Source organism: Pseudomonas zeae (assembly GCF_014268485.2).
GTDB lineage: Bacteria > Pseudomonadota > Gammaproteobacteria > Pseudomonadales > Pseudomonadaceae > Aquipseudomonas > Aquipseudomonas neuropathica.
Genome location: NZ_CP077090.1, coordinates 1,554,271 through 1,579,943, shown reverse-complemented (window position 1 = coordinate 1,579,943; position 25,673 = coordinate 1,554,271). Strand labels below are relative to the sequence as shown.

Here is a 25,673-nt window from a genome sequence, read left to right as displayed (position 1 = left end):
CGGCCCGCAAGCGGGCCGTAGAAGATGAAGCGTTTTTTTAGCTCAGTGCTTCAAGCACTTTGCCGGTGATCGCTTCAACCGAGCCAACACCTTCAACGTGGCTGTACTTCGGTTTGCCTTGAGCGGCGGACAGCTCCTGGTAAAACTTCACCAGAGGCTCTGTCTGGGCGTGGTAGACCGACAGGCGATGACGCACGGTTTCTTCGGTGTCGTCTTTGCGCTGCACCAGCTCGTCGCCGGTGATGTCGTCTTTACCGGCAATTTTCGGCGGGTTGTAGACGATGTGGTACACGCGGCCGCTGGCCTCGTGAACACGACGACCGGCGATGCGCTGGACGATGTCTTCGTCTTTGACGTCGATTTCCAGTACGTGATCCAGTTCGACACCGGCAGAAACCAGAGCTTCAGCCTGCGGAATGGTGCGCGGGAAGCCGTCGAACAGGAAACCCTTGGCGCAGTCTGGCTGAGCGATGCGGTCCTGAACCAGTGCGATGATCAGATCATCCGACACCAGGCCGCCGGCATCCATGATGCTCTTGGCTTGAACGCCCAGTGGAGTACCGGCCTTGACCGCTGCACGCAGCATGTCGCCGGTGGAAATTTGTGGAATGCCGAATTTTTCGGTGATGAACTTAGCCTGAGTACCTTTACCGGCCCCGGGAGCTCCCAGCAGAATGACGCGCATTAGATGTGCTCCTCAATTTTTTTATAAAAAGCTTTTACAAAACAAAGGATTCGCCTCTTGGGACGAATCCTGAAAATACGGGTCGTGGCCGCATAAACGGCCAAAGGCTGATCAAGATACACAGCAGGCTGCGCCCACACAAGACGCCAAAAGTCGGAGAAACCGACGTCCCCCGCGACCTCGCGACGCGGTAACCCAAGTCGCAACCCCATCATTAACTGTCGCCTGGCGGCACTTTCGTCGGTCAGGCAACGCGACAGCCAAGTCTTCGTCCGGCTACCGCGCCCCCGACAAAAACCTTAGCCGGTATTTCGCAAACCGGCGGCAATCCCCGCCACAGACACCAGCAACGCCTGTTCCACCGGGCTGCCCTGCTCGACATCCTGCTGTCGCGAACGGGCCAGCAGTTCGGCCTGCAATAGATGCAGCGGGTCGAGGTAGGTGTTGCGCAGACGGATGAATTCAAGGGTGTCAGGGCTATGTGCCAGCAGCTGCGACTGGCCAGTCAGGCCGAGCACCACCGCGCACGCCTGCGACAATAGGTCGCGTAACTGCGCGCCCAACGGCAGCAGATCCGGCTCGACCAGACGCTGATCGTAGGACAGCGCAATATCCGCATCAGCCTTGGCCAGGACCATTTCCAGCATGTCGATGCGCGTACGGAAGAACGGCCACTGCTCGCGCATCTGCCCGAGCAACTCGCCTTCGCCACGCTCCAGCGCCTTGCTCAACGCCGACTCCCACCCCAGCCACGCCGGCAGCATCAGCCGCGTTTGTGTCCAGCCGAAGATCCACGGAATCGCCCGCAGACTTTCGATACCGCCGGCGCGGCGTTTGGCCGGACGACTGCCCAGTGGCAAGCGACCCAACTCCTGCTCTGGCGTGGACTGACGGAAGTACTCGACGAATTGCGGGTTTTCCCGCACGACCTGGCGATAAGCGCTGACGCCATCGGCCGCCAATTCGTCCATCAAGTGACGCCACTCTGGTGTCGGCGGCGGTGGAGGCAGCAACGTTGCTTCAAGCACCGCCGCCAGATACAGATTGAGGTTTTGCTCGGCGATGTCCGGCAGGCCGAATTTGAATCGAATCATTTCCCCCTGCTCGGTGGTGCGGAAACGCCCGGCCACCGAGCCCGGCGGTTGCGACAGAATCGCCGCATGCGCCGGACCACCGCCCCGGCCCACGGTGCCGCCGCGACCGTGGAACAGCAGCAGTTCGACTTGTTGCTCGCGGCAGATTTCCACCAAGCGTTCCTGCGCACGATATTGCGCCCAGGCCGCCGCCGTGGTGCCAGCGTCCTTGGCCGAGTCGGAATAACCGATCATCACTTCCTGCGGGCCTTGCAGCCGTGCACGGTAACCCGGCAGCAGCAACAGCCGCTCCATCACCGGCCCGGCGTTGTCGAGGTCGGCAAGGGTTTCGAACAGCGGCACCACACGCATCGGACGCAACACGCCGGACTCTTTGAGCAGCAGTTGCACGGCAAGCACATCGGACGCGGCGCCGGCCATGGAGATCACGTAGGAGCCGAGCGAAGCGCCCGGCGCCGCGGCAATTTCCTTACAGGTGTTGAGCACTTCGGCGGTGTCGGCCGACGGTTTGAAATGCGCTGGCAGCAGTGGCCGACGATTGCTCAGTTCGCGGGTCAGGAAGCTGATGCGCTGCTCTTCGTCCCAATCTTCGTAGCGACCGAGGCCGAGGTAATCGGTGATTTCAGTCATCGCCGAGCTGTGGCGCGACGAGTCCTGGCGCACATCCAGACGCACAAGGAACAGGCCGAATGTAACCGCCCGACGCAGGCAGTCGAGCAACGGACCATCAGCGATCACGCCCATGCCGCACTCGTGCAGCGAGTTGAAGCACAGCTCCAGCGGATCGAGCAGATCGCGGTTGTTGTGCAGCACGTCTGCCGGCGCTGGCGTCGGTGCAGTCAGCGCAGCGTGTGCCCAATTGCGCGTGGCGCGCAGGCGTTCGCGCAGTTGTTTGAGCACCGCACGATACGGTTCGGCGCTGTCGCCGGCCTTGGTTTTGAGGGCGTCGCTGGCCTGTTGCATCGACAGTTCAGCCGCGAGGTGATCGACATCACGCAGGTACAGATCGGCGGCCATCCAGCGCGCCAGCAGCAACACTTCGCGGGTCACCGCAGCGGTGACGTTGGGGTTGCCGTCACGGTCGCCGCCCATCCACGACGCGAAGCGAATCGGCGCCGCTTCCAGTGGCAGACGCAGACCGGTCGCTTCATACAACGCCTTGTCGGCCTTGCGCATATGGTTGGGAATCGCCTGCCACAGTGAGTGTTCGATCACCGCGAAACCCCATTTGGCTTCATCGACTGGCGTGGGGCGCGTGCGGCGGATTTCTTCGGTGTGCCAGGCTTCTGCAATCAGCCGTTGCAGGGTGTTTTGAATCTGTTCGCGTTCGGCGCTGGTCAGGTCGCGATGGTCCTGCGCGGCGAGTTGCCCGGCGATCGCGTCGTACTTCTGGATCAGCGTGCGCCGCGCCACTTCGGTCGGGTGCGCGGTCAACACAAGTTCGATTTCCAGCCGCGCCAGTTGCCGCGCCAGCGATTCGGCGCTGTGGCCTTCACTGCGCAAACGCGCGAGCAATTCCGGCAGCACGCGGGATTCGAACGGCGCCGGCTGCGATTCCTCGCGACGATGAATCAACTGATACTGCTCGGCGATGTTCGCCAGGTTGAGAAACTGGTTGAACGCGCGCGCCACGGGGAGCAATTCGTCTTCGCTCAATTGATTGAGGCTGGCGCTCAGTTCGGCGTCCATCGAACCACGCCGATCGGCCTTGGCGCCCTTACGAATCTGCTCGATCTTGTCGAGGAAAGCCTCGCCGTACTGATCTCGAATGGTATTGCCCAGCAGCTCTCCGAGCAGGTGAACGTCTTCGCGCAAGCGTGCATCAATATCGGTCATCAGCAATTCCCCAGCAGTAATCCGGACGGCTTAGAAACGAGTGCATGACCTAGAGAGTGCCGCTCTACGACGCTTCTTACAAGCAGCCGACGAAGGGACGTTAAACCTTGTGGGCGAAAGCTAGTCTCAACAGTAAGCCGCACAACGGCTTGCCGCCGGCCCCGGCGGACACTCACCCAGACCTGCCATGAGCAGGTGCGAAATGAGGTCATCATGAAAATTCGTGAACTCGCCCAGCATTGGGAAGAAAACGCCAAAGGTCGTATGACCGACACTGGCTACGCGATTCATCTGGACGTTGAAGCTGCGGCGCGTCTGGCAGCGATTACCGAGATGTACCCCAAACGTCATGTCGAAGAATTGCTTGGCGAACTGATCGGCGCGGCGCTTGAAGAGTTTGAAGCGAGCCTGCCGTATGTGAAGGGTTCGACGGTGGTGGCGACCGATGAGGAAGGTGATCCGCTGTATGAAGACGTCGGGCCTACGCCGCGTTTTCTGGCCCTTTCGCGCCGGCATTTGCATGACCTCTCGGCCGCAGCAGGCAAGCAAAAACACTGACACCACACAGATCAAAACTGTGGGAGCGAGCCTGCTCGCGATGGCGGATTTTCAGTCGACATTTTTGTTGTCTGATATACCGCTATCGCGAGCAGGCTCACTCCTACAAAGATCGTATTCCAGTTCAAAATCAGTGTGTTTTCGGGATCCGAAAACTCCGCGCGTACCGCTTCATCCCGCCAAAGTTCCCGCTCTAGAGCCTTGTCCATTCGGTCAAAAATTATTTTGGCGATAGGCCATCTTTTCTGAACTTTTGAAAAACGCCTCCGGTCGGAACCTGTAACCACGCCTGGAACGAGCGTTTCAAAAACGCCTTTCACACGACGCTTTCGGCTCCTCGACCAGGATGGATTCAGTTGTTTTCAGGAGATGCCTAATGGAGTTGAAGACCATGAAAAACCAAACCTCGTTTACCCACCTGCGCGGTCTGAAACTGGCGGCTCTGGCCATCGGCACCAGCTTCGTACTGGCCGGTTGCGCCGGTAACCCACCGACCGAGCAATACGCCGTGACCCAGTCGGCGGTGAACAGCGCCGTCAGCGCTGGCGGTACCGAGTTCGCTGCGGTTGAGATGAAGCAAGCGCAGGACAAGCTGAAACAAGCCGAAATCGCCATGCACGACAAGAAGTATGACGAAGCTCGCACCCTGTCCGAGCAAGCCGAGTGGGACGCTCGCGTCGCCGAACGCAAGGCTCAGGCCGCTAAAGCCGAACAGGCTGTGAAGGATTCCCAGAAAGGTGTTCAGGAACTGCGTCAGGAAAGTCAGCGCACCGTGCAGTAAGCGCGCATCCCGACCGCAAAGCTGAATCTCTTACCGATAGAAAGGACGACAAATTATGCGTAAGCAACTGATGATCCCCGCTCTCCTCGCCGCAAGCGTTGCCTTGGCTGCCTGCTCGACTCCGCCTAACCCGAATCTGGAAAACGCGCGCACCAACTACGCCGGCCTGCAAGCCAACCCACAGGCGAGCAAAGTCGCGGCACTGGAAACCAAAGACGCCAGCGACTACCTGGACAAGGCCGACAAGGCTTATCTGGACAAGCAAGACGCTGCCAAGGTTGACCAACTGGCCTACCTGACCAACCAGCGCGTGGAAGTGGCCAAGCAGACCATCGCCCTGCGCACTGCGGAAAACAACCTGAAGAACGCCGCCGCCCAACGTGCCCAGGCGCGTCTGGATGCTCGCGATCAGCAGATCAAACAGCTGCAGGACAGCCTGAACGCCAAGCAGACCGATCGCGGTACGCTGGTGACTTTCGGTGACGTGCTGTTCGCCACCGACCGTGCTGACCTGAAGTCCAGCGGTCTGGTCAACATCAACAAACTGGCGCAGTTCCTTCAGGAAAACCCGGATCGCAAAGTGATCGTCGAGGGTTACACCGACAGCACCGGGACCGCGAGCCACAACCAGTCGCTGTCCGAGCGTCGCGCCAACTCCGTGCGCACCGCACTGGTGAAAATGGGCGTTGATCCAGCGCGCATCGTCACCCAAGGCTACGGCAAGGAATACCCGGTTGCCGAGAACGGCAGCGCTTCCGGCCGTGCGATGAACCGTCGTGTGGAAGTGACCATTTCCAACGACAACCAGCCAGTGATGCCACGTTCGGCGGTCAGCTCGAACTAAGCGCACTGCTGTAACGCGAAAGCCCCGCCTGAGTGATCAGGCGGGGCTTTTTCGTGCGGGCTGAAATGGTGGCCCCTCACCCCAGCCCTCTCCCGAGGGAGAGGGAGCCGATTTATGGCGCTTTCAGAATTTGTACTCGACGCGATGGATCAGGTCGGTGGATAGCGAAAGACAACTCGGTCAGTCCCCTCTCCCTCTGGGCGGTCCGACGTTTCGGGAGGGTTAGGGTGAGGGCTGGTCCTGCAGAATCACTGCTCGAGCTTCTGCGGGGTTTCTTCGCCCATGCAACGCACGGCTTTTTTCTGTGCGTTGATCAGCACACCGGTCAGACCTTTCTGCTCGGTATCGAACAACACCAGCACCCCATCAATGCACTGCGCCACTTGCGGCGCCGGGTCCAGCGAGACCTTGTAGTCTTCACCCGGAACTGTCTTGAGCATGGTGAATTCATTGAGCAGCAACGCATCCTCGGGTTTGGCGAAGTGCAGGTAGCCGTAGTACCACAGCGCTCCGACGGTGCCGAGGATGCTGCAGATACCGGTGATGATCAGCGGGATGGCGTTACGTTCTTCAGTCATTGCGGACTCTCGTCTTCAGAATTCGGGGGTTGCGGATAATTGGGGATTTCGCCGAGGCGGCGCAGGCCGTTGAAATGCTCGGGATCGTCGAGGTAGCGCAGCATGACCTGGCGCCACACCGGGTCGCCAAAGGTCTGCACATGGCCGCCACGGGTCAGTTGCAGTACGCGCGGCGGTGGCGCCGCTTGATACAGACGGATGCCGTTGGACAGCGGCACCAGTGGATCGTCGATGCTGTGGAAGATCAGTTTCGGCACGCCGTTGAGTTGCGGCATCGAGTTGATCGCGCTGTCGCTGTCCGGCACCAGCCATGACAGCGGCACCTGGAATGGCCAGCTCAGCCACGAGGTGCTAAGCGCATACTGGCCGACGCTGCGATAGCTCGCGGGCACGCCGTCGAGCACCAGCGCTTTCAGCTGTTCTTGCCGCTCGGGATGCTGCACCAGCCAATGCACCGCCATCGAACCGCCGAGGCTTTGGCCGAGCAGGATCAGCGGCTTGCCTTTGACTTCCGGCGCCTTGTCCAGCCATGCGAACGCGGCGTCGATATCCTGATAGATCGCCGGCAGGCTCGGTTTGCCTTCGGACAAGCCATAACCGCGATAGTCGACCAGCAGCACTTGATAGCCGTTTTTTGGCAGCCACCAGCTCCCGCCCAAATGCATAGGCAGATTGCCGCCATTGCCGTGCAGGTGCAGGACGGTGCCTTTGACCTCTACGCCGGGTTTGGCCGGCAGCCACCATGCGTTGAGCTTCAAGCCATCCGCCGTGACCAGGGTGACGGTGCGGTATTCGAGCTTGGCTTTTTCCGGGGTGAAGATCTGGCCCGGTTCAGGGTAGAACAACAGCGAACTGCAACCGCCGAGGGTCAGGAGCAGGCAGAAGATGCCGAGGATTCTCATCCGGTGAAACCTCGCGAAAATAGGGAGTCAGACACAAATCAAAACTGTGGGAGCGAGCCTGCTCGCGAAAGCGGTGTGTCAGTCGCTATTTGTGTTGGTTGACACACCGCTATCGCGAGCAGGCTCACTCCTACAGGGGTTTATTGTGTGGGCTAGAGGATATTGGAGTAATCCGCTTCGATCCGGTCCAGGCTCAAATGATTGAGGAAGTTGGAGAAGCACATCCACGCCGACAACGCATTCAAATCGCGGAACTGATCCGGCAGGTATTTCGGCGGTACCACCAACCCTTCATCCACCAACTGACGCAAGGTACGCATGTCTTCCAGCGTGGTCTTGCCGCAGAACAACAACGGAATCTGCTCAAGCTTGCCCTTACGCACGGCCAACTGAATGTAGTTGTAAACCATGATAAAGCCCTTGAGGTAGGACAAGTCTTTGGTAAATGGCAGACCGGTCGGTGTCGATCCACGGAAAACGCGACTGGCGTTGCCGTAACTTTCCGCCGTCTCGAAGCCCTGCTCACGGAAGAATTCGAAAACCTGCAGGAAGTCCGCGCCCTCCTCGACCATATGAATGGCGCGGGTGCGGTTGGTCAGTTTGCGCAGGCGGCTCGGGTAGGAGGCGAAGGTGATGATTTCCATCAGGATCGCCAGGCCTTCCTGGGTCACCGTCGACGACGGTGGGCCTTTGGACAGGAAGGTGCAGATCGGCTGGTTCAAACCGTTGAGCGTGGTGCCGACGTGGACCAGGCCTTCGTGGACTTCCAGCGCGCGCACGTCGCGGTCGTTGAACATCGCATCGGTGCGGATCTTGATGTAGTCCGCACCGGCTGCCGCGTCAGCAACGATACCGTCGGACTCGAACACGCGGATGGTTTCTTCGGCCTCGCCGAACACCTTGTTCAAACGGGTCTGCAGCAAGTGCACAGCGTCTTTGGCGGTGAGGATTTTCGGTTCATCCTTCAAATCGCCACGGCCATCGATGTTATTCAGATAATCGGACATCATCAGGCCGAGGTCGGCCAGGGTCGGGTCACCGGCGTGGAACGCATCAGACGCAGCGCCATACAGTTCTTGCGATATCAGGCCAAAATCCTCGGTACCGCGCGCTTCGAGCATGCGCACCACCATGCGGTATTCCTTGCACATGCGCCGCATGATCTGCCCAACCGGGTTGAACTGACCGAGCTGGCGGGTGATGTCGCGCTCGATGTTCTGGAACTCCAGTTTGACCTTGCTCGAATCAAAACTCAGCGGCCGATTGAGGTAATAGTCGCGATCCACCGCCGGCATTTCCTTGCCTTTGGCCTTGAGGAACCCCTTGCGAATGTTCTCGTCCCACTTGACGGCGTCGAGCACACGGATCGGCGTCTGCGCCAGCACAATGCGATCGGACAACATGCGTATCGTCTGCTGGTAATCGTCCACCCGAAACTCCTGTAGAAAACCTGACGTAATGAATTATTGGGCGCGGGCCTGGCGCTGGTAGCGCACGGCTTCAACGAAGACGTCGGAATTGGCCGGATCGTCGAGGTAAGCAAAGACCTTATCGAGGTTACTGTCGACCTGCACGCCGTCGCCATCGTCGGTCTGGAAGGCCTGACCGTCGAGGGCTTTTTGTTTGATCGCCTGGTTGATCTGCTCGAGATCGAGGTTGTAGACCACCAGTTCATGTTTGTCGGTGAGTTCAAAGCCGGCGATGGTGAAGTGGCCACCGTACTGCGCCGGGACTTTCGCCGACAGATACCAACGGTTGCCATGGCGCGACACAGTGAAGGGATAGGCTTCGCGTTCGCGGGGTTTGGCCTTGAAGTACGTGACAGCCTGATAGCGGTCGTTGCCCAGGCGCGTCAGCTCAAGGTTCATCGGCTCGCCCCAGGCGTTGGTGCTCGACCACTTGCCGAGCAGGCCCTTGGGCGCCGGGTTGCTGGCGGTCAGCGGCTCCTTGAAAGTCACCAGACAGCCACTGAGTAGCAGGAACGACAAGGCGATCAGCACGCCACGCCAGGCTTTCATTCAATACTCCCTATGAACACAAGGCCCTGAACATCGCCACATTACCCTGTGGGAGCGAGCCTGCTCGCGAAAGCGGTGTGTCAGGCAACAGAGATGTTGAATGTCAGACCGCATTCGCGAGCAGGCTCGCTCCCACAGGGTGAAGCAACAGCGGATTACACCGACGCGAGCACCAGATGCATATAGCGCGTCAGAATGCCGAGCATGTCCTCTTCGGCCAAAGGCTCGGCGTCGTTGAGCAGGCCCTGATATTCCATCCGACCGATAATCGCCGTCAACACCTTGGCATCCTGTTGCGGTTCACGCGAGCCCAGCACCTGGAACAACTGGCAAGTGCCCTGCAACAGAATCTGCTGATGCGAACGCACCAGAATCGCCAGACGCGGATTAAGCAATGCTTCCTGGCGGAACGCCTGTTCAGCCATCAAATGTTCACGACGGTTAACCAACTGACGATGCACGTAGTCAGCCATCAACCGCGCGATGTCATCAGCCAGTTGCGAGCGCGACTCCGGGCTGCCGTCCCCACTGACGACCATTTCGCGCAGCAAACCTTCGTTGTTGACCCACAGCTTGGCCATGTACGCCGCGCTGCGTTCAACGTATTGAGCGAAGGTATCGGTGAGCAGGTCGTCGATATCCTTGAAGTAATAGGTGGTCGCCGACAGCGGCACTCCGGCCTCGGCCGCCACCGCCCGGTGGCGCACGGCACGCACGCCGTCACGCACGACAATGCGCATCGCGGCGTCGAGAATGTCCTGGCGACGCTGCTCACTGCCCTGTCGGCTGGCCTTGCGACCCTGGTACTGAACGCTTTCAGCGACCGCAGTGGCGATACCCGCTGCACCTTCTTGAGCTATTGCACCCATCACGACAGAACTTCCTCTGCAATTCAAAAGTAACCAATTGATACATTTGTACCAGACAGGCAATAAAAAGCCGCCTGTTTTAGGCGGCTTTTTAACTGAAACGTTTACGCTTGCGGTCGCATGTGCGGGAACAGGATCACATCGCGAATCGACGGCGAGTTGGTCAGCAACATCACCAGACGGTCGATACCGATACCTTCACCGGCCGTTGGCGGCATGCCGTACTCCAGCGCACGCACGAAGTCGGCGTCGTAGTGCATGGCTTCGTCGTCGCCGGCGTCCTTGTCGGCCACCTGCGCCATGAAGCGCTCGGCCTGGTCTTCCGCGTCGTTCAACTCGGAGTAGGCGTTGGCGATTTCACGGCCACCGATGAACAGCTCGAAACGGTCGGTGACGTTCGGGTTGTCATCGTTGCGACGAGCCAGCGGCGAGACTTCGAACGGGTACTGAGTGATGAAGTGCGGCTGTTCCAGTTTGTGCTCGACCAGCTCTTCGAAAATCATCACCTGCAGTTTGCCCAGACCTTCGAAGCCCAGCACCTTGGCGCCGGCCTTCTTGGCGATGGCGCGCGCCTTGTCGATGTCGTTCAGATCATCGGCGGTCAGCTCAGGGTTGTACTTGAGGATCGAGTCGAACACCGACAGGCGCACGAACGGCTCGCCGAAGTGGAACACCTTGTCGCCGTACGGCACGTCGGTGCTGCCCAGTACCAGCTGCGCCAGTTCACGGAACAGTTCTTCGGTCAGGTCCATGTTGTCTTCGTAATCGGCGTACGCCTGATAGAACTCCAACATGGTGAATTCAGGGTTGTGACGGGTCGAAACGCCTTCGTTACGGAAGTTGCGGTTGATCTCGAAGACCTTTTCAAAACCACCGACCACCAGACGCTTCAGATACAGCTCTGGCGCGATACGCAGGAACATTTCCATGTCCAGCGCGTTGTGGTGGGTTTCGAACGGCTTGGCCGCAGCGCCGCCCGGAATGGTCTGCAGCATCGGCGTTTCGACTTCGAGGAAGTCGCGCTTCATCAGGAAGCTGCGGATGTGCGCGATCACTTGCGAACGCACGCGGAAGGTCTGGCGCACGTCTTCGTTGACGATCAGGTCAACGTAGCGCTGACGGTAGCGCTGTTCGGTGTCGGTCAGGCCGTGGTGCTTGTCCGGCAGCGGACGCAGCGACTTGGTCAGCAGACGCACGCTGGTCATTTCAACGTACAGGTCGCCCTTGCCGGAACGCGCGAGGGTGCCTTCGGCGGCAATGATGTCGCCCATGTCCCAGGTTTTCACCGCGGCCAGGGTGTCTTCCGACAGGGTTTTACGGTTGACGTAGACCTGGATGCGACCGGTCATGTCCTGGATCACCATGAACGAGCCACGGTTGAGCATGATGCGACCGGCAACCTTGACCGGGATTGCAGCCTCTGCCAGCTCTTCCTTGGTCTTGTCCGCGTATTTCTTCTGCAGATCTTCGCAGTAGTTTTCGCGGCGGAAGTCGTTCGGGAAGGCGTTGCCCTTGGCGCGCTCGGCAGCCAGCTTTTCCTTGCGCAGCGCGATCAGGGAGTTTTCTTCCTGTTGCAGGGCTTGCGGGTCGAGTTGTTGGTCGCTCATGTCTTTAGATATTCCATCAGGTTCGTTGCCCCCGGGCCTTGCGGCCCGGGGATCGCCAGCAGGCTGGCTCCTACAGGGATCGGCTTGAATCAGCCGATCCTGTAATGCGTCTTTTACAGCCCGGATTTCAGGCTGGCTTCCAGGTATTCGTCGATATCGCCGTCGAGTACCTTGTCGCAGTCGCTGCGTTCGATGTTGGTGCGCAGATCCTTGATCCGCGACGCATCGAGCACGTACGAGCGAATCTGGTGACCCCAGCCGATGTCCGACTTGGTGTCTTCCAGCGCTTGCGACGCGGCGTTGCGTTTCTGCATTTCCTGCTCGTACAACTTGGCCCGCAGCATTTTCATGGCGGTGTCTTTGTTGGCGTGCTGGGAACGTTCGTTCTGGCAACTGACCACGGTGTTGGTCGGTACGTGAGTGATACGTACGGCCGAGTCGGTGGTGTTTACGTGCTGACCACCGGCACCGGAGGAACGATAGGTGTCGATCCGCAGGTCTGCCGGGTTGATTTCGATTTCGACCTTGTCATCGATCTCTGGCGAGACGAAAACCGCGGAGAACGAGGTGTGACGACGGTTGCCGGAGTCGAACGGGCTCTTGCGCACCAGACGGTGTACGCCGATTTCGGTACGCAGCCAGCCAAAGGCGTATTCGCCCTTGATGTGCACGGTCGCACCTTTGATACCGGCGACTTCACCGGCCGACAGTTCCATGATGGTCGCGTCGAAACCGCGTTTATCCGCCCAGCGCAGGTACATGCGCAGGAGGATGTTGGCCCAGTCCTGGGCTTCGGTGCCGCCGGAACCGGCTTGGATGTCCAGGTAGGCGTTGTTCGGGTCCATTTCATGGCTGAACATGCGGCGGAATTCCAGCTTGGCCAGATTTTCCTCGAGACGGGCCAGCTCGGCGACGACATCGCCCACTGCGCCTTCGTCGTTTTCTTCGACGGCCATGTCCAGCAGGTCGCGGCAATCGGCCAGACCGCCGTTCAGTTCATCGAGGGTATCGACGATCTGCGCCAGCGCAGCGCGCTCGCGGCCCAGTTCCTGGGCGTATTCAGGTTTGTTCCAGACGCTCGGATCTTCAAGCTCGCGATTGACTTCGGTCAGACGCTCATGCTTTTGATCGTAGTCAAAGATACCCCCGAATAGTTTCGGAGCGCTCGGACAGGTCCTTGATGGTGTTCAGGATCGGGTTGATTTCCATGACGGGCAGCACTCGTTGGCGAACTTTTGAAAGCCGGCGAGTATAACGTAATCAGGCTGTGACGGCAGCCCGTCTGGCGGGTGCGGGGATCATTAAAGCCTTTGCCCTCACCCTAACCCTCTCCCAGAGGTAGAGGGGACTGATCGGGGGATATTCGGGAGGTACGCCGACGTGAAAGGGCTTTGCCGAATCCACGATCGCCAAGGCTTTCAGGCGGAAATTGGCGTATGGGCCTGCCCTCACCCTAGCCCTCTCCCGGAGGGAGAGGGGACTGATTGGGGGGTGTTCGGGAGATACGCCGACGTGAAAGGGCTTTGCTGAATCCATAATCGCCAAGCTTACAGATCCATAATCGACTCGGTCGATCAGGTCGATGTTCAGCGCCAGACACCCCGGTCGGCCCCCTCTCCCATTGGGAGAGGGCTGGGGTGAGGGTCAGCGTTTACTCGATCCCGACCTGATTACGCCCATTGTTCTTCGCCAGGTAAAGGCCACGATCCGCCGCCGAAATCAGCAACCGACAATCACTACCCGCCTGCGGCACCATGGTCGCCAGACCAATACTGATGGTCAGGCTCGCCCCTTCCGCCGGGGTGTTGTGCGGGATTTTCAAGGATGCCACGGTCTGGCGCAGTTTCTCCGCGACCAGCCGCGCGCCGCCCGGCGAGGTGTTCGGCAGCACCAGCACAAACTCCTCACCGCCATAACGCGCCGGCAGATCCGAAGGTCGGGCGCTGGCCTCGCGGATCGCCGTGGCGACCTTGCGCAGCGCTTCGTCGCCTTCAACATGGCCAAAGCTGTCGTTGTAGGACTTGAAGTAATCGACATCGATCATCAACAACGACAACTGACTCTGTTCCCGCAGCGAGCGGCGCCACTCCAGTTCCAGGTACTCGTCGAAGTGGCGGCGGTTGGACAGCCCGGTCAGGCCGTCGGAGTTCATCAGCCGTTGCAGCACCAGATTGGTGTCGAGCAATTGCTGCTGGCTGACCCGCAGCGCGCGATACGCGGCATCCCGCTGCAGCAAGGTCATGTACGAGCGCGAGTGATAGCGGATGCGCGCCACCAGTTCGATGGTGTCCGGCAGTTTCACCAGATAATCGTTGGCGCCGGCGGAGAACGCCGCGCTCTTGATCAGCGGGTCTTCCTTGGTCGACAGGACGATGATCGGAATGTCCTTGGTCGCCGGGTGATTGCGGTATTCGCGCACCAGGCTCAGGCCATCGAGGCCGGGCATCACCAGGTCCTGGAGAATCACCGTCGGTTTGATCCGCACCGCCTGGGCAATGGCCTGCTGCGGGTCGGAGCAGAAGTGGAAGTCGATGTTTTCTTGATTCGACAGCCCACGGCGCACCGCTTCGCCGATCATCGCCTGATCGTCCACCAACAACACCATGGCGGCGTTTTCGTCGGTTTTAATGTCGTCGATCTGTAAGTCATTCATGGGCGGTCACCTGAGTACTGCGGGGGCCAGGATTGCGGATAAACCTGTTCATTTGGGAAAAACCTCCAGCAATCGTGGCGCTATCTTTTCCAGCGCACGGATTTCAACCGCGGCATCAATCGCCGCGGCGGCTTTGGGCATGCCGTACACCGCACTGCTTTGCTGATCCTGCGCGATGGTCAGGTAACCCTGCTGGCGCATGAGCTTAAGCCCTTGCGCGCCGTCGCGTCCCATCCCGGTCAATAAAACCCCGATCGCGTCGCCATTCCAATAACTGGCGACACTTTCGAAAAACACATCGATCGAGGGGCGGTAGATCTCGTTGACCGGCTCGGCGGTGTAGGCCAGCGTGCCGTTTTTCAACAAGCGAATATGGTGGTTGGTGCCGGCCAGCAACACGGCGCCGGCCTGCGGCGGTTCGCCTTCACGGGCCAGACGCACATCGAGGCCACTGGCGCTGGCCAGCCATTCGGCCATGCCGGCAGCAAAGACCTGATCGACATGCTGCACTAGCACAATCGCCGCCGAGAAATCCTTGGGCAAGCCTTTGAGCAGCACCTCCAGCGCCGCCGGCCCGCCTGCAGATGAGCCGATCGCCACCAGTCGCTGACACGACGCAGAACTGCGCTGGGCCGTCGGCGTCGGCCGCGAGCGCGTGGGTTTCTCGCCGATCAGCCAGCCGATATTGAGGATCTTGCGCAGCAACGGCGCCGCCGCTTCCTGGGCATTGCCGGCGCCGAGCGCCGGGGTATCGACCACGTCCAGCGCGCCGAGGCCCATGGCTTCGAAGACCCGGTGCACGTTCTGCTGGCGATCGACCGTCACAATGACGATCGCGCACGGGGTTTCGGCCATGATCCGGCGCGTGGCTTCGACACCGTCCATCACCGGCATGATCAGATCCATCAGGATCAGATCCGGAGTATTTTCAGCGCACCGCTGCACTGCCTCGGCGCCGTTGCGGGCGACCCAGACCACCTGATGCGCCGGCTCGAAGGCCAGCGCCCGGCGCAGGGCCTCCACCGCCATGGGCATGTCGTTGACGATGGCGATCTTCATGCCCGCGCTCCTCCAATAAGCTCGACCACTGCGTCGAGCAGGGCGTCGTCATGAAAACTGGCTTTGGCTAAATAATAGTCGGCGCCGGCATCGAGGCCACGGCGGCGGTCCTCTTCCCGATCCTTGTATGACACAACCATCACCGGCAGCGATTGCAGACGGTTGTCGCGGCGCAGCAGCGTGACCAGCTCGATGCCGTCCATGCGCGGCATGTCGATGTCGGTGATCAGCAAATCGAAGTCCTCCGAACGCAACGCGTTCCAGCCGTCCATGCCGTCCACCGCCACGGCGACATCGTAGCCGCGATTGAGCAGCAGTTTGCGTTGCAGCTCGCGCACGGTCAGCGAGTCGTCGACCACCAGCACCCGCTTGCGCGCCGCCTCGGCAGCTTGATTGCCGTGACGCGCGATGCGCTCAAGGCGCCCGGTATTGAGCAGTTTGTCCACCGAGCGCAGCATGTCTTCGACGTCGACGATCAGCACCACCGAGCCGTCATCAAGCAAGGCGCCGGCGGAGATGTCCTGCACTTTGCCCAGACGCTCATCGAGCGGCAAGACCACCAGCGTGCGTTCGCCAATAAAGCGCTCCACGGCAACCCCGTAAACCGCATCGCGCTCACGGATCACCACAACTTTAAGGGATTCGCCACTGTTCTGGCTGGCCGGGCGGTTGAGCAACTGGCTGGCCGCAACCAGCCCGACGTGCTGGCCTTCGTGCCAGAAATGCTGACGGCCTTCGACCTGCACGATGTCCTCCGGCGCCAGATCGCACATGCGTTCGATGTGCGCCAGCGGGAAGGCGTAGGCCTCTTCGCCAACTTCCACCACCAGACTGCGCACCACCGACAAGGTCAGCGGTACTTCCAGATGAAAGCGACTGCCCTCTCCCGCCGTTTGCTCCAGCACCACGGCCCCGCGCAACTGGCGAACCATGTGCTGAACGGCATCGAGGCCAACACCCCGTCCAGACACTTCGGTGACCGTGTCGCGCAAGCTGAAACCGGGCAGGAACAGGAACGTCAGCAGTTCTTCTTCGCTCAGTTGCGCAGCGGTTTCGGCTGGAGATAACTGCCGCTCGACAATACTGCTGCGGACCTTCTCCAGGTCGACGCCATTGCCGTCATCGCTCAACTCCAGCACTAGCAGACCGGCCTGATGCGAGGCGCGCAGGCGGATCAAGCCTTCTTCCGGTTTGCCCTTGAGCAGCCGTTGTTCCGGGGTTTCGATGCCGTGATCGACCGCATTGCGCAGCAAATGCGTCAGCGGTGCTTCGAGTTTTTCCAGCACATCGCGATCGACCTGGGTTTTCTCGCCTTCGATCTCCAGCCGTACCTGCTTGCCGAGGCTGCGGCCCAGATCGCGGACCATGCGCACCTGACCGGTCAGCACGTCCGCAAAGGGTCGCATGCGGCAGGCCAACGCCGTGTCGTAGAGCACTTGTGCGCGCTGGCTGGCCTGCCAGGCGAACTCGTCGAGTTCGGCGTTTTTCTCGCTCAGCAATTGCTGGGATTCGGCGAGCAAACGGCGCGCGTCCTCCAAGGCTTCCAGCGCTTCAAGGCTCAGCGCGTGTTCCTTGAGGTGCACGTTGAGATTTTCCAGCGCACGCAAGCCGTTGTTCTGCATGCGTTTGAGGCGCTGCATGGTCGCCAGATGCGGTTTGAGGCGCTGGGTTTCCACCAGCGACTTGCTCGACAGATCGAGCAAACTGTTCAGGCGTTCAGCGGTGACCCGCAGCACCCGTTCGCCACCTTCGGTGGTGCGTTTGCTTTTGCGTGGCGCCGGCTCAGAGGTTTCGACTGGGGCTTCGATGATCGGCGCTGGCGTCAGTTCAAATACGGGCGGCGCTTGAAGTTGCAACTCGGCCATCGGCGGCGCAACGAACGCTGTCGGCGGCGTCGACGGATCGAGCAAACCCGCCATCAACGCCACATAAGTTTCAATATCGCTCGGCTGCGGCGCATTGGTCGGTGTGGCGATGCGCATCAGCAAATCGGTGCCCTGCAACAGCGCATCGATGTGTTCGGGCCGCAGCAACAAGCGCCCCTCCTGGGCGCTGACCAGGCAATCTTCCATGACATGGGCGACGCTGACGCCGCTGTCGATGCCAACAATTCGCGCCGCGCCTTTGAGCGAATGCGCCGCGCGCATGCACGATTCCAGTTGATCGGCCTGGGTCGGGTTGCGCTCCAGGGCCAGCAATCCGGCGCTGAGCACTTGGGTCTGGGCTTCGGCTTCGAGGCTGAACAGCTCAAGCAGCGAGGCGTCGCGCATTTGCTCGGGGGTCATGTGAGGCTCCGGGTCACGGCGGACAGCAGCTGTTCTTCATCCAGCCAACGCAGGCTGCGACCGCGATACTGCAGAACACCACGGGTGTATTTGGCACTGGCTTGCGCGCCGGATTGCGAGGCAGCATCAAGAATGCGCTCGTCGATGGCATGAATACCGTCGACCTCATCCACCGGCACCACCACCGGCCCGCCACGGGCGGCGATGATCAGCATGCGCGGCATGATGCGCGCGCCGGTGGCTGGCGCGGCGTTGCCATCCAGATCGAGCAATTCAACCAGCGACAGGCAGGCCACCAGCGCACCACGCACATTGGCCACACCGAGCAATGCCCGTGAGCGCTGGTGCGGCAATGAATGAATCGCCTGCAGTGGCGCGACTTCGACGAGACTGCGCGTCGCCAGCCCCAGCCATTCTTCACCGAGCCGGAACATCAGTAGCGAGCGGGTTTTCACATCGCTTTCGACAGCGATCGCCACCGGGTCGCGTTCGTCCTGTTGCAACGCATAACGGTCGAGCAGGCGCGTGGCGGCGGCGGAATACACCGAACAATTGCGGCAATGAATGTGGTCTTCGAGCAGCGGACAGGACTTGTCGCCATGAATGCCGATGCGGTTCCAGCAATCGTCGATGGCCCGGGCGTCTTCGTGGGTGACGTTCAAGGTGTCGGACGGGATCATCGTTTACGCTCACTGTCGGCGGTGCGGCCGCTGCGGGCAGCACGCTCCTGCAATCGTCTGGCACCCGCTGTATCGCCCTGAGCCTGCAACAACGCGGCCAGGTGCATCAACGCTTCAGGGTGTTGCGGTTCGAGGTACAACGCCTTGCGGTAGAAGCCCTGAGCTTCGAGGGTCAGGCCGGCGACGTCGCTGAGCAGACCGAGCCAGTAAAACACCTGAGCCACCGGTTCATGGCTGCGCAGATACTGTTCGCAGGCCGCCCGGGCTTCAGCGCTTTTGCCTTCGTTGGCCAGCGCGGCGATATTGGCCAGCAGGGTCGCCGCATCCGGGTTGGCACTTTTGCTGGCGGTCGGCAGTGGCGTTACGGCGGCAAACGGTCGAGTGCGCACGGGTGCTGGCTGCGTGCTGCGAGGCGGTTGGCTGACCGGCACCACGATGGGCTTGGGCGTTGGCAACGGCTCGGGGTGCGGATCGTTGTGGCGGCTGAACGCGAAGGATTGCGGGATACCGATCGAACGCATGCCCAAGCGCCCAAGCAAACTGCCCTCGGCCGGGCCGATAAACAGCACGCCATCGAAATGGGTCAGGCGCTTGAGCACCTCGAACACCTGCTTCTGCGTCGGCTGGTCGAAATAGATCAGCAGGTTGCGGCAGAACACGAAATCGAACGCTGGCTCGCTGGTCAGCAGCGTCGGATCGAGCACATTGCCGACCTGCAAACGCACTTGCTCACGCACATAGTCATTGACCCGATGGCCGTCCTGCTCAGGCGTGAAGTGCCGTTCGCGAAAGTCCAGATCCTGGCCGCGAAACGAATTCTTGCCGTATAGCGCACGCCGCGCCTTCTCCACCGACAGCGGGCTCACGTCCATGCCATCGACCTTGAACTGATGCGGTTTGAGCCCGGCATCGATCAAGGCCATGGCAATCGAATAAGGCTCTTCGCCGGTGGAACACGGCAGGCTGAGGATGCGCAGTGCGCGCATGTTGTTCAGTTCAGCGAGGCGATTGCGCGCCAGTTTGCCCAGCGTGGCAAAGGACTCTGGATAACGGAAAAACCACGTCTCGGGGACGATCACCGCTTCGATCAGCGCCTGTTGCTCGTCTCGCGAGCCTTGCAGCAATTGCCAATACTCATCGGCATGCGCCGCTTGCGAGAGTGTCGTGCGCTGGCGCACAGCGCGCTCGATGATCGCCGGGCCAACCGAGGTCACATCGAGGCCGATGCGCTCCTTGAGAAAGTCGAAAAAGCGCTGATCACTGCTCATGACTGCGCCTCAAGCTGCGCCGGACTCAGCGGCGGATCGGGGAACAGCAAAGTACGCACGGCGTCATCGAGCAAGTCATTGACCCGTACCCATTGCACCAATCCCTGGGCATCTTCACGCACCGGGCCGAGGTACGGCGCCGCGCGGTTGTCGAGGCCGTAAGGCTGAAACTCTTGCGGATGGCAACGCAAGGTGTCGGTGGCCTGTTCGAGAATCAGCCCGAGCCATTGCGCGGGTTGCGCTTCATCCGGCCGATAATTGACCAATACCAGACGGGTGCTGGTGCGCGCCTCGGCGGGATGGCCGAAGGTCAGCGCACTGAGGTCGATCACCGGCACCACCGCACCGCGATAGGCAAACACCCCGGCGACCCACTGCGGCGCCCGGGCAATTGGCTTGAGCGGCAGGCGCGGCAGCACTTCCGCCACTTCAGTGGCGCGCAAGGCGTAGCGCTCGCTGCCGATGCGAAACAGCAGGAATAACGCCGGCTTCGCCACCTGCGCGGCGCTGCGTTTGGCGAGGATTTCGCTCATCAGACTTTGAATCGCGAAACGCCGCTGCGCAGCCCGACGGCTACCTGGCTCAGTTCGTCGATGGCGAAACTGGCCTGACGCAACGACTCGACGGTCTGGCTGCTGGCGTCGCCCAACTGCACCAGCGCATGGTTGATCTGCTCGGCGCCGGTGGCCTGGGCCTGCATGCCTTCGTTGACCATCAACACCCGCGGCGCCAGCGCCTGCACTTGATGGATGATCTGCGACAACTGCTCGCCGACCTGCTGCACTTCGGACATGCCACGGCGCACTTCTTCGGAGAATTTGTCCATGCCCATGACACCCGCCGATACCGCCGACTGGATCTCACGGACCATTTGCTCGATGTCGTAAGTGGCGACAGCGGTCTGATCCGCCAGACGCCGCACTTCGGTGGCAACCACGGCAAAACCGCGACCGTATTCACCGGCCTTTTCGGCTTCAATCGCTGCGTTGAGCGACAACAGGTTGGTCTGGTCGGCAACCTTGACGATAGTCACCACCACCTGATTGATGTTGCCGGCCTTCTCATTGAGGATCGCCAGTTTGGCGTTGACCAGATCGGCCGCCCCCATCACCGAGTGCATGGTGTCTTCCATGCGCGCCAGGCCTTGCTGGCCGGAGCCGGCCAGCACCGAGGCCTGATCGGCGGCGGTGGACACTTCGGTCATGGTGCGTACCAGATCGCGCGAGGTAGCGGCAATCTCGCGGGACGTCGCGCCGATTTCGGTGGTGGTCGCGGCGGTTTCGGTGGCGGTGGCTTGTTGTTGCTTGGAGGTGGCAGCGATTTCGGTCACCGAAGTGGTGACCTGCACCGAAGAGCGCTGGGCCTGCGACACCAGCGAGGTCAGTTCGGTCATCATGTCGTTGAAGCCGGTTTCGACGGCGCCGAACTCGTCCTTGCGGTCGAGGTTGAGCCGCGAACTGAGGTCGCCGGTGCGCATGGTTTCGAGAATCTGCACAATGCGGTTCATCGGCGCCATGATCGCGCGCATCAACAGCAAGCCGCAGGCACCGGCCGCCAGCACAGCCACCAGCAGCGAGACGAACATGCTGACCTTGGCCGCGGCCACCGCCTCGTCGATGTTGTTCATGGCCTGATCGGCGACTCTCTTGTTCTCGCCGATGATGTCGTTGAGCTTCATGCGCCCGGAGTACCAGGCTGGTGTGAGCTTTTCGTGGAACATCCTGACCGCGTCCGCTTCCAGGTTGCGCTTGTGCAGGTCCAGCACGGCATCCTGAATCTGGAGGTAGGCGTCGTGGTACTTCTCGAACGCGGTAAACTCGACACGATCCTCCTCGGTTGCCATGGTCTTGCGATAGTTCCCCATCTGCTCCTGCAAACGCGCCTCGAACGCCTTGTAGTCCGCTGCGTCCTCGCTGGAAATCCCCTGACCTTCCTTGAGTCCGAGCAGTTCTTGCGTCTGCATGTAACTGTCGACCCACGCGCCACGGATCATCGAGCTGTAATAGACGCCGGGAATCGCGTCATCACGCACGCTGTTTTCACTGGCCTCGATCTTCAACAGTCGCGAATACGAAACGACGACCATCAGCAACATGATGGCGATAATCACCGCAAAGCTCGCCAAAATGCGTTGGCGCAACGTCCAGTTCTTCACAGTGATTCCTCGTGCCTAGTCGAAATGCGGGGAGTATAGCCGAGGGCGGTGTTTCATTTATAAGACGCTTTGTAACCCTCGGGCCTGTCCGGCGGGGTTAGCGGGAAGGCTCTGGGGTGGGACTGTCCGACAATTGCGAGTGGCCGTACCAGTGGGGTAATGGCAAAAAGGGGCGATAGATCGGCCATTGCCGCCGCTGTGCGGCGGAAAATGCCTTCGCGAGCAAGCTCCGTGCACGCCGGAATAACCTGTGGGAGCGAGCCTGCTCGCGAAGAGGCCGGAACGGTCAACATCGATGTCGTCTGACCCGGTGCTTTCGCGAGCAGGCTCGCTCCCACAGGGGGTTGCGATTGTTAAAGCACGCCGTCTCTACACAGAGGCCAGTCGCACCTGCTTCTCCAGCTCCACCTTCAACCCCGGCTCCAGCTTCAACTGTCGCGCCAGTTCATCCAGATAGCTCTTCTCCATAAAGCTTTCCTCATCCACCAGCATCACACTGGCGATGTACATTTCTGCCGCCATCTCCGGCGTGCTCGCGGCCCGGGCGACGTCGGTCGGGTCGAGGGGTTTGTTGAGCTCGGCGTGTAGCCAGTGTTGCAGTTCCTGATCGTTGTCGAGTTTGGTGAATTCGCCTTCGATCAGTTGGCGTTCACGGTCATCGATATGGCCGTCAGCCTTGGCGGCGGCCACCAGTGCTTTGAGAATGGCCTGACTGTGTTGCTCGGCTTGCGCAGGTGGCAAGCGATCGAGGGTCTGCGGTTCGCTTTGTGGAGCGGTGCCTTTCTGGGCGTTGTAGTTGCCGTAAGCCTTGTAGGCCAACACACCCAGCGCCGCGAGGCCGCCGTAGATCGCAACTTTGCCGCCTACCTTGCGCACTTTCTTGTTACCGAGCAGCAGGCCCATCGCACCTGCGGCCAATGCACCGCCACCTGCACCTGACAGCAGACTGCCGAGTCCACCAGAGCCTGATGCGCCGCCGAGCAAACCGCCCAAGCCACCGGCAGCCGGTTTGTTCTGCGTTCCGCCAGCCTTGTTCTGCAATAGATCCTGGCCGGACTTGAGCAGTTGATCGAGCAATCCACGGGTGTTCATGTTCCGCCTCCAAACAGGGGTTATCCGGATCTATAAGGCCCTCAGCCTAGTTCGAAAGTGCCCCTGTCCGACCTGCGAGTGTGCTTCCAGATGTTGCTCGCCCTGCAGGAGCCCTTCGTGAAAATAGATATACACTCAGGCCAATCTATAAAAACCGCCCACTGGGTAGCCCTTGTCATGATGACCCTGCGTCAGATTCGTCACTTCATCGCCGTGGCCGAGACCGGCTCGATCTCCGCCGCCGCGCAAACCGCGTTCATATCCCAATCGACCCTGACCTTGGCGATCCAGCAACTGGAGGAGGAAATCGGCGTCAGCCTGTTCAGCCGCCACGCCAAGGGCATGACGCTGACACACCAAGGTCATCAATTCCTACGCCAGGCGCACCTGATTCTGGCGACCGTGGACAACGCCAAACGCAGCCTGCAACAGAGTACCGATCAGGTTGCCGGGCAGTTGATCGTCGGCGTAACCAGTCTGGTCGCCGGTTATTACCTGGCGGATCTGCTCACCCGTTTTCAGCGCGCCTACCCCAACGTCGAAATCCGCGTGATGGAAGACGAACGGCCCTACATCGAGCATTTGCTGGTCAGTGGCGAGATCGATGTCGGCGTATTGATCCTCTCCAACCTCGAAGATCGCCACGCTTTGCAGACTGAAGTACTGACTCACTCACCGCACCGTTTGTGGCTTCCGGCCCAGCATCCACTGCTGGAGCACGACAGCATCAACCTCGCCGACGTCGCCCGCGAACCGTTGATTCAACTTAACGTCGATGAAATGGATCGCAACGCCCAGCGTTTTTGGCGCGGTTCCGGGCTGCAACCGAAAATCACTCTGAGAACCGCGTCCACCGAGGCCGTGCGAAGTCTGGTCGCCGCCGGATTGGGCGTGTCGATCCAGCCGGACATGACTTATCGCCCATGGTCGCTGGAGGGCGACATCATCGAAGCGCGTCCGATCGCCGACCTCAATCAGACCTTGGACGTCGGCCTGGCCTGGCGCCGTGGCACCGCGCGTCCCACATTGGTCGACCCATTCCTGACTGTCGCACGCGAGCAACCCCACGGCGGGCGCAAGCCATCTATTTAATCGAATGCTGCCTTCAGTATTTAGTATTTGTCGACCTCGGAGCCGCGCACTAGTCTTGCTGCATCTATAAGACGGCCGGCTCCCGGGTTTCAGGGAGCAACAATGGCCACACAAGAAAAGAGATCGCGGAAAATGGCTGGCGCGCAGACCCCGATGTGTACCGCGTTGTTGATCGATGGCGAACTGGTCGCCGGGGAAGGTTTTGTCGAGCCGATTCTCAATCCGGCCACCGGCGAAATCCTCACGCACATCGCCGAGGCCAGCACCGAGCAAGTCGAAGCCGCCATCCTCGCCGCCCACCGCGCCTTTGCCGAGTGGTCGCGCACCACGCCGCAGCAACGTTCGAACCTGTTGCTCGAGATCGCCAACGCCGTGGAAAAACACGCCGACCACCTCGCCCGCCTCGAATCGCTGAACTGCGGCAAGCCGTTGCACCTGGCGCGTCAGGACGATTTGACCGCGACCGTCGATGTGTTCCGCTTCTTCGCTGGCGCCGTGCGTTGCCAGACCGGGCAGCTCAGCGGCGAATACCTGCCGGGCTACACCAGCATGGTCCGTCGCGACCCGATTGGCGTGGTCGCCTCGATTGCGCCGTGGAATTACCCGATCATGATGGCCGCGTGGAAAATCGCCCCGGCCCTCGCCGCCGGTAACACGCTGGTGTTCAAACCGTCCGAACACACGCCGCTGTCGATCCTCGCTCTGGCGCCAGCGCTGGCCGAAATCCTCCCGCGCGGGGTCATCAACATCATCTGCGGTGGCGGCGAAGGCGTTGGCAGCCATTTGGTCGGCCACGCTAAAGTGCGCATGGTGTCGCTGACCGGCGATATCGTTACCGGGCAGAAAATCCTCCAGGCCGCCGCGAAAACCCTGAAACGCACGCACCTCGAACTCGGCGGCAAAGCCCCGGTGATCGTCTGCAACGACGCTGACATTCAGGCCGTGGTCGACGGCGTGCGCACTTACGGTTACTACAACGCCGGGCAGGACTGCACCGCTGCCTGCCGGATCTACGCGCAGGCCGGGATTCACGACAAATTGGTCGCCGAACTCGGCGCCGCCGTCAGCAGCCTGCGCTTCGCCGGCAAACGTGATGCCGATAATGAGATCGGCCCGCTGATCAGCACCCGTCAGCGCGACCGCGTCGCCAGTTTCGTCGAGCGCGCCCTCGGCCAGCCGCACATCGAGCGCGTGACCGGCGCGGCGGTGCACTCCGGTGCCGGTTTCTACTATCAACCGACGTTGCTCGCCGGTTGCAAACAGAGCGACGAAATCGTCCAGCGCGAAGTGTTCGGCCCGGTGGTCACGGTGACCCGTTTCGACGAGCTCGCGCAAGCCGTCGACTGGGCCAACGACTCCGAATACGGCCTCGCCTCGTCGGTGTGGACGCAGAATCTCGACAAGGCCATGCAGGTTGCCGCGCGCTTGCAGTACGGCTGCACCTGGATCAACAGCCATTTCATGCTGGTCAGCGAAATGCCCCACGGTGGGCTGAAACGCTCCGGTTACGGCAAAGACTTATCCAGTGATTCGCTGCAGGACTACAGCGTGGTGCGGCACATCATGGCCCGCCACGGCCAGCATCTCTGACTACGCTAATAACAAGCCGCCAACGGC

General features: G+C 60.7%; 23 protein-coding genes. 5 read left to right on the top strand and 18 right to left on the bottom strand.

The annotated features are described in order from the left end of the window. Positions 1–37: 37 nt before the first annotated feature. Both adk and ppc read right to left on the bottom strand, forming a co-directional pair. Complete coding sequence (gene adk / locus HU754_RS06885; RefSeq protein WP_186622006.1) at positions 38–685, bottom strand: adenylate kinase; 648 nt, start codon at positions 683–685, stop codon at positions 38–40. A 299-nt stretch (positions 686–984) separates the two neighbouring features. Then, on the bottom strand, positions 985–3,615 hold the full coding sequence (ppc, locus tag HU754_RS06880; RefSeq protein WP_186622004.1) for a phosphoenolpyruvate carboxylase: 2,631 nt from the start codon (positions 3,613–3,615) through the stop codon (positions 985–987). A gap of 213 nt (positions 3,616–3,828) precedes the next feature. Between ppc and HU754_RS06875 the strand changes: the two genes are divergently transcribed. After that, on the top strand, positions 3,829–4,173 hold the full coding sequence (locus tag HU754_RS06875) for a pilin assembly protein (RefSeq protein WP_099758109.1): 345 nt from the start codon (positions 3,829–3,831) through the stop codon (positions 4,171–4,173). Between the two features lie 11 nt (positions 4,174–4,184). Here HU754_RS06875 and HU754_RS06870 read toward each other — a convergent pair whose 3' ends face one another. Continuing rightward, positions 4,185–4,493, bottom strand: coding sequence for a hypothetical protein (locus HU754_RS06870; protein WP_158561660.1), 309 nt, complete (start codon positions 4,491–4,493; stop codon positions 4,185–4,187). A gap of 56 nt (positions 4,494–4,549) precedes the next feature. On the opposite strand from HU754_RS06870, the gene HU754_RS06865 reads away from it, so the two are divergent. Both HU754_RS06865 and lptF read left to right on the top strand, forming a co-directional pair. Continuing rightward, on the top strand, positions 4,550–4,954 hold the full coding sequence (locus HU754_RS06865) for a DUF4398 domain-containing protein (RefSeq protein WP_034154861.1): 405 nt from the start codon (positions 4,550–4,552) through the stop codon (positions 4,952–4,954). A 55-nt stretch (positions 4,955–5,009) separates the two neighbouring features. Beyond that, a complete protein-coding gene (gene lptF / locus HU754_RS06860; RefSeq protein WP_007908901.1) occupies positions 5,010–5,798 on the top strand; it encodes a lipotoxin F family OmpA-related lipoprotein LptF in 789 nt (262 codons plus the stop codon). Between the two features lie 248 nt (positions 5,799–6,046). Here the strand turns inward: lptF and HU754_RS06855 are convergent, their stop codons facing one another. The 15 genes from HU754_RS06855 to HU754_RS06785 all read right to left on the bottom strand — a co-directional run bounded on the left by HU754_RS06855 (position 6,047) and on the right by HU754_RS06785 (position 22,964). Then, complete coding sequence (locus tag HU754_RS06855; protein WP_034154859.1) at positions 6,047–6,376, bottom strand: PA3694 family proteiin; 330 nt, start codon at positions 6,374–6,376, stop codon at positions 6,047–6,049. Beyond that, positions 6,373–7,278, bottom strand: a complete 906-nt coding sequence (locus tag HU754_RS06850) for an alpha/beta hydrolase (protein ID WP_186622002.1) — start codon at positions 7,276–7,278, stop codon at positions 6,373–6,375. Before HU754_RS06850 ends, HU754_RS06855 begins: the two co-directional genes overlap by 4 nt. A gap of 152 nt (positions 7,279–7,430) precedes the next feature. Next, the gene (locus tag HU754_RS06845) at positions 7,431–8,681 is read right to left on the bottom strand and encodes a flavohemoglobin expression-modulating QEGLA motif protein (RefSeq protein WP_186622153.1); all 1,251 of its coding nucleotides are present in this window, start codon (positions 8,679–8,681) and stop codon (positions 7,431–7,433) included. 60 nt (positions 8,682–8,741) lie between these two features. Then, entirely contained in the window at positions 8,742–9,296 is a 555-nt protein-coding gene (locus HU754_RS06840; RefSeq protein ID WP_186622000.1) for a hypothetical protein, read from the bottom strand. Positions 9,297–9,451: 155 nt separating this feature from the next. Continuing rightward, a complete protein-coding gene (locus tag HU754_RS06835; RefSeq protein ID WP_034154855.1) occupies positions 9,452–10,165 on the bottom strand; it encodes a TetR/AcrR family transcriptional regulator in 714 nt (237 codons plus the stop codon). Positions 10,166–10,269: 104 nt separating this feature from the next. Further along, the gene (gene lysS, locus HU754_RS06830; protein WP_007908910.1) at positions 10,270–11,772 is read right to left on the bottom strand and encodes a lysine--tRNA ligase; all 1,503 of its coding nucleotides are present in this window, start codon (positions 11,770–11,772) and stop codon (positions 10,270–10,272) included. Between the two features lie 113 nt (positions 11,773–11,885). Continuing rightward, positions 11,886–12,981 (bottom strand): peptide chain release factor 2 gene (gene prfB / locus HU754_RS06825; RefSeq protein ID WP_099758102.1). Its coding sequence is split into 2 segments (ribosomal slippage): positions 11,886–12,908 and positions 12,910–12,981, totalling 1,095 coding nucleotides; the frame shifts between segments, so codons are not numbered across the junction. A gap of 442 nt (positions 12,982–13,423) precedes the next feature. Next, positions 13,424–14,425, bottom strand: coding sequence for a response regulator (locus HU754_RS06820; protein ID WP_093436712.1), 1,002 nt, complete (start codon positions 14,423–14,425; stop codon positions 13,424–13,426). Between the two features lie 48 nt (positions 14,426–14,473). Next, a complete protein-coding gene (locus HU754_RS06815) occupies positions 14,474–15,484 on the bottom strand; it encodes a chemotaxis response regulator protein-glutamate methylesterase (protein ID WP_186621998.1) in 1,011 nt (336 codons plus the stop codon). Further along, a complete protein-coding gene (locus HU754_RS06810) occupies positions 15,481–17,769 on the bottom strand; it encodes a hybrid sensor histidine kinase/response regulator (protein WP_186621996.1) in 2,289 nt (762 codons plus the stop codon). Before HU754_RS06810 ends, HU754_RS06815 begins: the two co-directional genes overlap by 4 nt. Then, positions 17,766–18,449 (bottom strand): chemotaxis protein CheW, encoded by a 684-nt coding sequence (locus HU754_RS06805; protein ID WP_093436721.1) that lies wholly within the window; start codon positions 18,447–18,449, stop codon positions 17,766–17,768. The genes HU754_RS06810 and HU754_RS06805 overlap by 4 nt, the downstream gene beginning before the upstream one ends. Then, complete coding sequence (locus HU754_RS06800) at positions 18,446–19,717, bottom strand: CheR family methyltransferase (protein ID WP_186621994.1); 1,272 nt, start codon at positions 19,715–19,717, stop codon at positions 18,446–18,448. Before HU754_RS06800 ends, HU754_RS06805 begins: the two co-directional genes overlap by 4 nt. Next, positions 19,714–20,250, bottom strand: a complete 537-nt coding sequence (locus HU754_RS06795; RefSeq protein WP_116254587.1) for a chemotaxis protein CheW — start codon at positions 20,248–20,250, stop codon at positions 19,714–19,716. The genes HU754_RS06800 and HU754_RS06795 overlap by 4 nt, the downstream gene beginning before the upstream one ends. Beyond that, positions 20,250–21,872, bottom strand: coding sequence for a methyl-accepting chemotaxis protein (locus tag HU754_RS06790; protein ID WP_186621992.1), 1,623 nt, complete (start codon positions 21,870–21,872; stop codon positions 20,250–20,252). The genes HU754_RS06795 and HU754_RS06790 overlap by 1 nt, the downstream gene beginning before the upstream one ends. Positions 21,873–22,241: 369 nt before the next feature. Beyond that, complete coding sequence (locus HU754_RS06785) at positions 22,242–22,964, bottom strand: tellurite resistance TerB family protein (protein WP_186621990.1); 723 nt, start codon at positions 22,962–22,964, stop codon at positions 22,242–22,244. A 177-nt stretch (positions 22,965–23,141) separates the two neighbouring features. On the opposite strand from HU754_RS06785, the gene HU754_RS06780 reads away from it, so the two are divergent. Both HU754_RS06780 and HU754_RS06775 read left to right on the top strand, forming a co-directional pair. Beyond that, complete coding sequence (locus HU754_RS06780) at positions 23,142–24,056, top strand: LysR family transcriptional regulator (RefSeq protein ID WP_093436738.1); 915 nt, start codon at positions 23,142–23,144, stop codon at positions 24,054–24,056. A gap of 132 nt (positions 24,057–24,188) precedes the next feature. Next, entirely contained in the window at positions 24,189–25,646 is a 1,458-nt protein-coding gene (locus HU754_RS06775) for a gamma-aminobutyraldehyde dehydrogenase (RefSeq protein ID WP_095050362.1), read from the top strand. Positions 25,647–25,673: the final 27 nt, after the last annotated feature.

What these genes read in the sequence shown, in the direction of transcription:
- adk (WP_186622006.1), bottom strand. Translation starts at nt 685, where the DNA reads ATGCGCGTCATTCTGCTGGGAGCTCCCGGGGCCGGTAAAGGTACTCAG.
- ppc (WP_186622004.1), bottom strand. Translation starts at nt 3,615, where the DNA reads ATGACCGATATTGATGCACGCTTGCGCGAAGACGTTCACCTGCTCGGA.
- HU754_RS06875 (WP_099758109.1), top strand. Translation starts at nt 3,829, where the DNA reads ATGAAAATTCGTGAACTCGCCCAGCATTGGGAAGAAAACGCCAAAGGT.
- HU754_RS06865 (WP_034154861.1), top strand. Translation starts at nt 4,550, where the DNA reads ATGGAGTTGAAGACCATGAAAAACCAAACCTCGTTTACCCACCTGCGC.
- lptF (WP_007908901.1), top strand. Translation starts at nt 5,010, where the DNA reads ATGCGTAAGCAACTGATGATCCCCGCTCTCCTCGCCGCAAGCGTTGCC.
- HU754_RS06855 (WP_034154859.1), bottom strand. Translation starts at nt 6,376, where the DNA reads ATGACTGAAGAACGTAACGCCATCCCGCTGATCATCACCGGTATCTGC.
- HU754_RS06850 (WP_186622002.1), bottom strand. Translation starts at nt 7,278, where the DNA reads ATGAGAATCCTCGGCATCTTCTGCCTGCTCCTGACCCTCGGCGGTTGC.
- HU754_RS06845 (WP_186622153.1), bottom strand. Translation starts at nt 8,681, where the DNA reads ATGTTGTCCGATCGCATTGTGCTGGCGCAGACGCCGATCCGTGTGCTC.
- HU754_RS06840 (WP_186622000.1), bottom strand. Translation starts at nt 9,296, where the DNA reads ATGAAAGCCTGGCGTGGCGTGCTGATCGCCTTGTCGTTCCTGCTACTC.
- HU754_RS06835 (WP_034154855.1), bottom strand. Translation starts at nt 10,165, where the DNA reads ATGGGTGCAATAGCTCAAGAAGGTGCAGCGGGTATCGCCACTGCGGTC.
- lysS (WP_007908910.1), bottom strand. Translation starts at nt 11,772, where the DNA reads ATGAGCGACCAACAACTCGACCCGCAAGCCCTGCAACAGGAAGAAAAC.
- HU754_RS06820 (WP_093436712.1), bottom strand. Translation starts at nt 14,425, where the DNA reads ATGAATGACTTACAGATCGACGACATTAAAACCGACGAAAACGCCGCC.
- HU754_RS06815 (WP_186621998.1), bottom strand. Translation starts at nt 15,484, where the DNA reads ATGAAGATCGCCATCGTCAACGACATGCCCATGGCGGTGGAGGCCCTG.
- HU754_RS06810 (WP_186621996.1), bottom strand. Translation starts at nt 17,769, where the DNA reads ATGACCCCCGAGCAAATGCGCGACGCCTCGCTGCTTGAGCTGTTCAGC.
- HU754_RS06805 (WP_093436721.1), bottom strand. Translation starts at nt 18,449, where the DNA reads ATGATCCCGTCCGACACCTTGAACGTCACCCACGAAGACGCCCGGGCC.
- HU754_RS06800 (WP_186621994.1), bottom strand. Translation starts at nt 19,717, where the DNA reads ATGAGCAGTGATCAGCGCTTTTTCGACTTTCTCAAGGAGCGCATCGGC.
- HU754_RS06795 (WP_116254587.1), bottom strand. Translation starts at nt 20,250, where the DNA reads ATGAGCGAAATCCTCGCCAAACGCAGCGCCGCGCAGGTGGCGAAGCCG.
- HU754_RS06785 (WP_186621990.1), bottom strand. Translation starts at nt 22,964, where the DNA reads ATGAACACCCGTGGATTGCTCGATCAACTGCTCAAGTCCGGCCAGGAT.
- HU754_RS06780 (WP_093436738.1), top strand. Translation starts at nt 23,142, where the DNA reads ATGATGACCCTGCGTCAGATTCGTCACTTCATCGCCGTGGCCGAGACC.
- HU754_RS06775 (WP_095050362.1), top strand. Translation starts at nt 24,189, where the DNA reads ATGGCTGGCGCGCAGACCCCGATGTGTACCGCGTTGTTGATCGATGGC.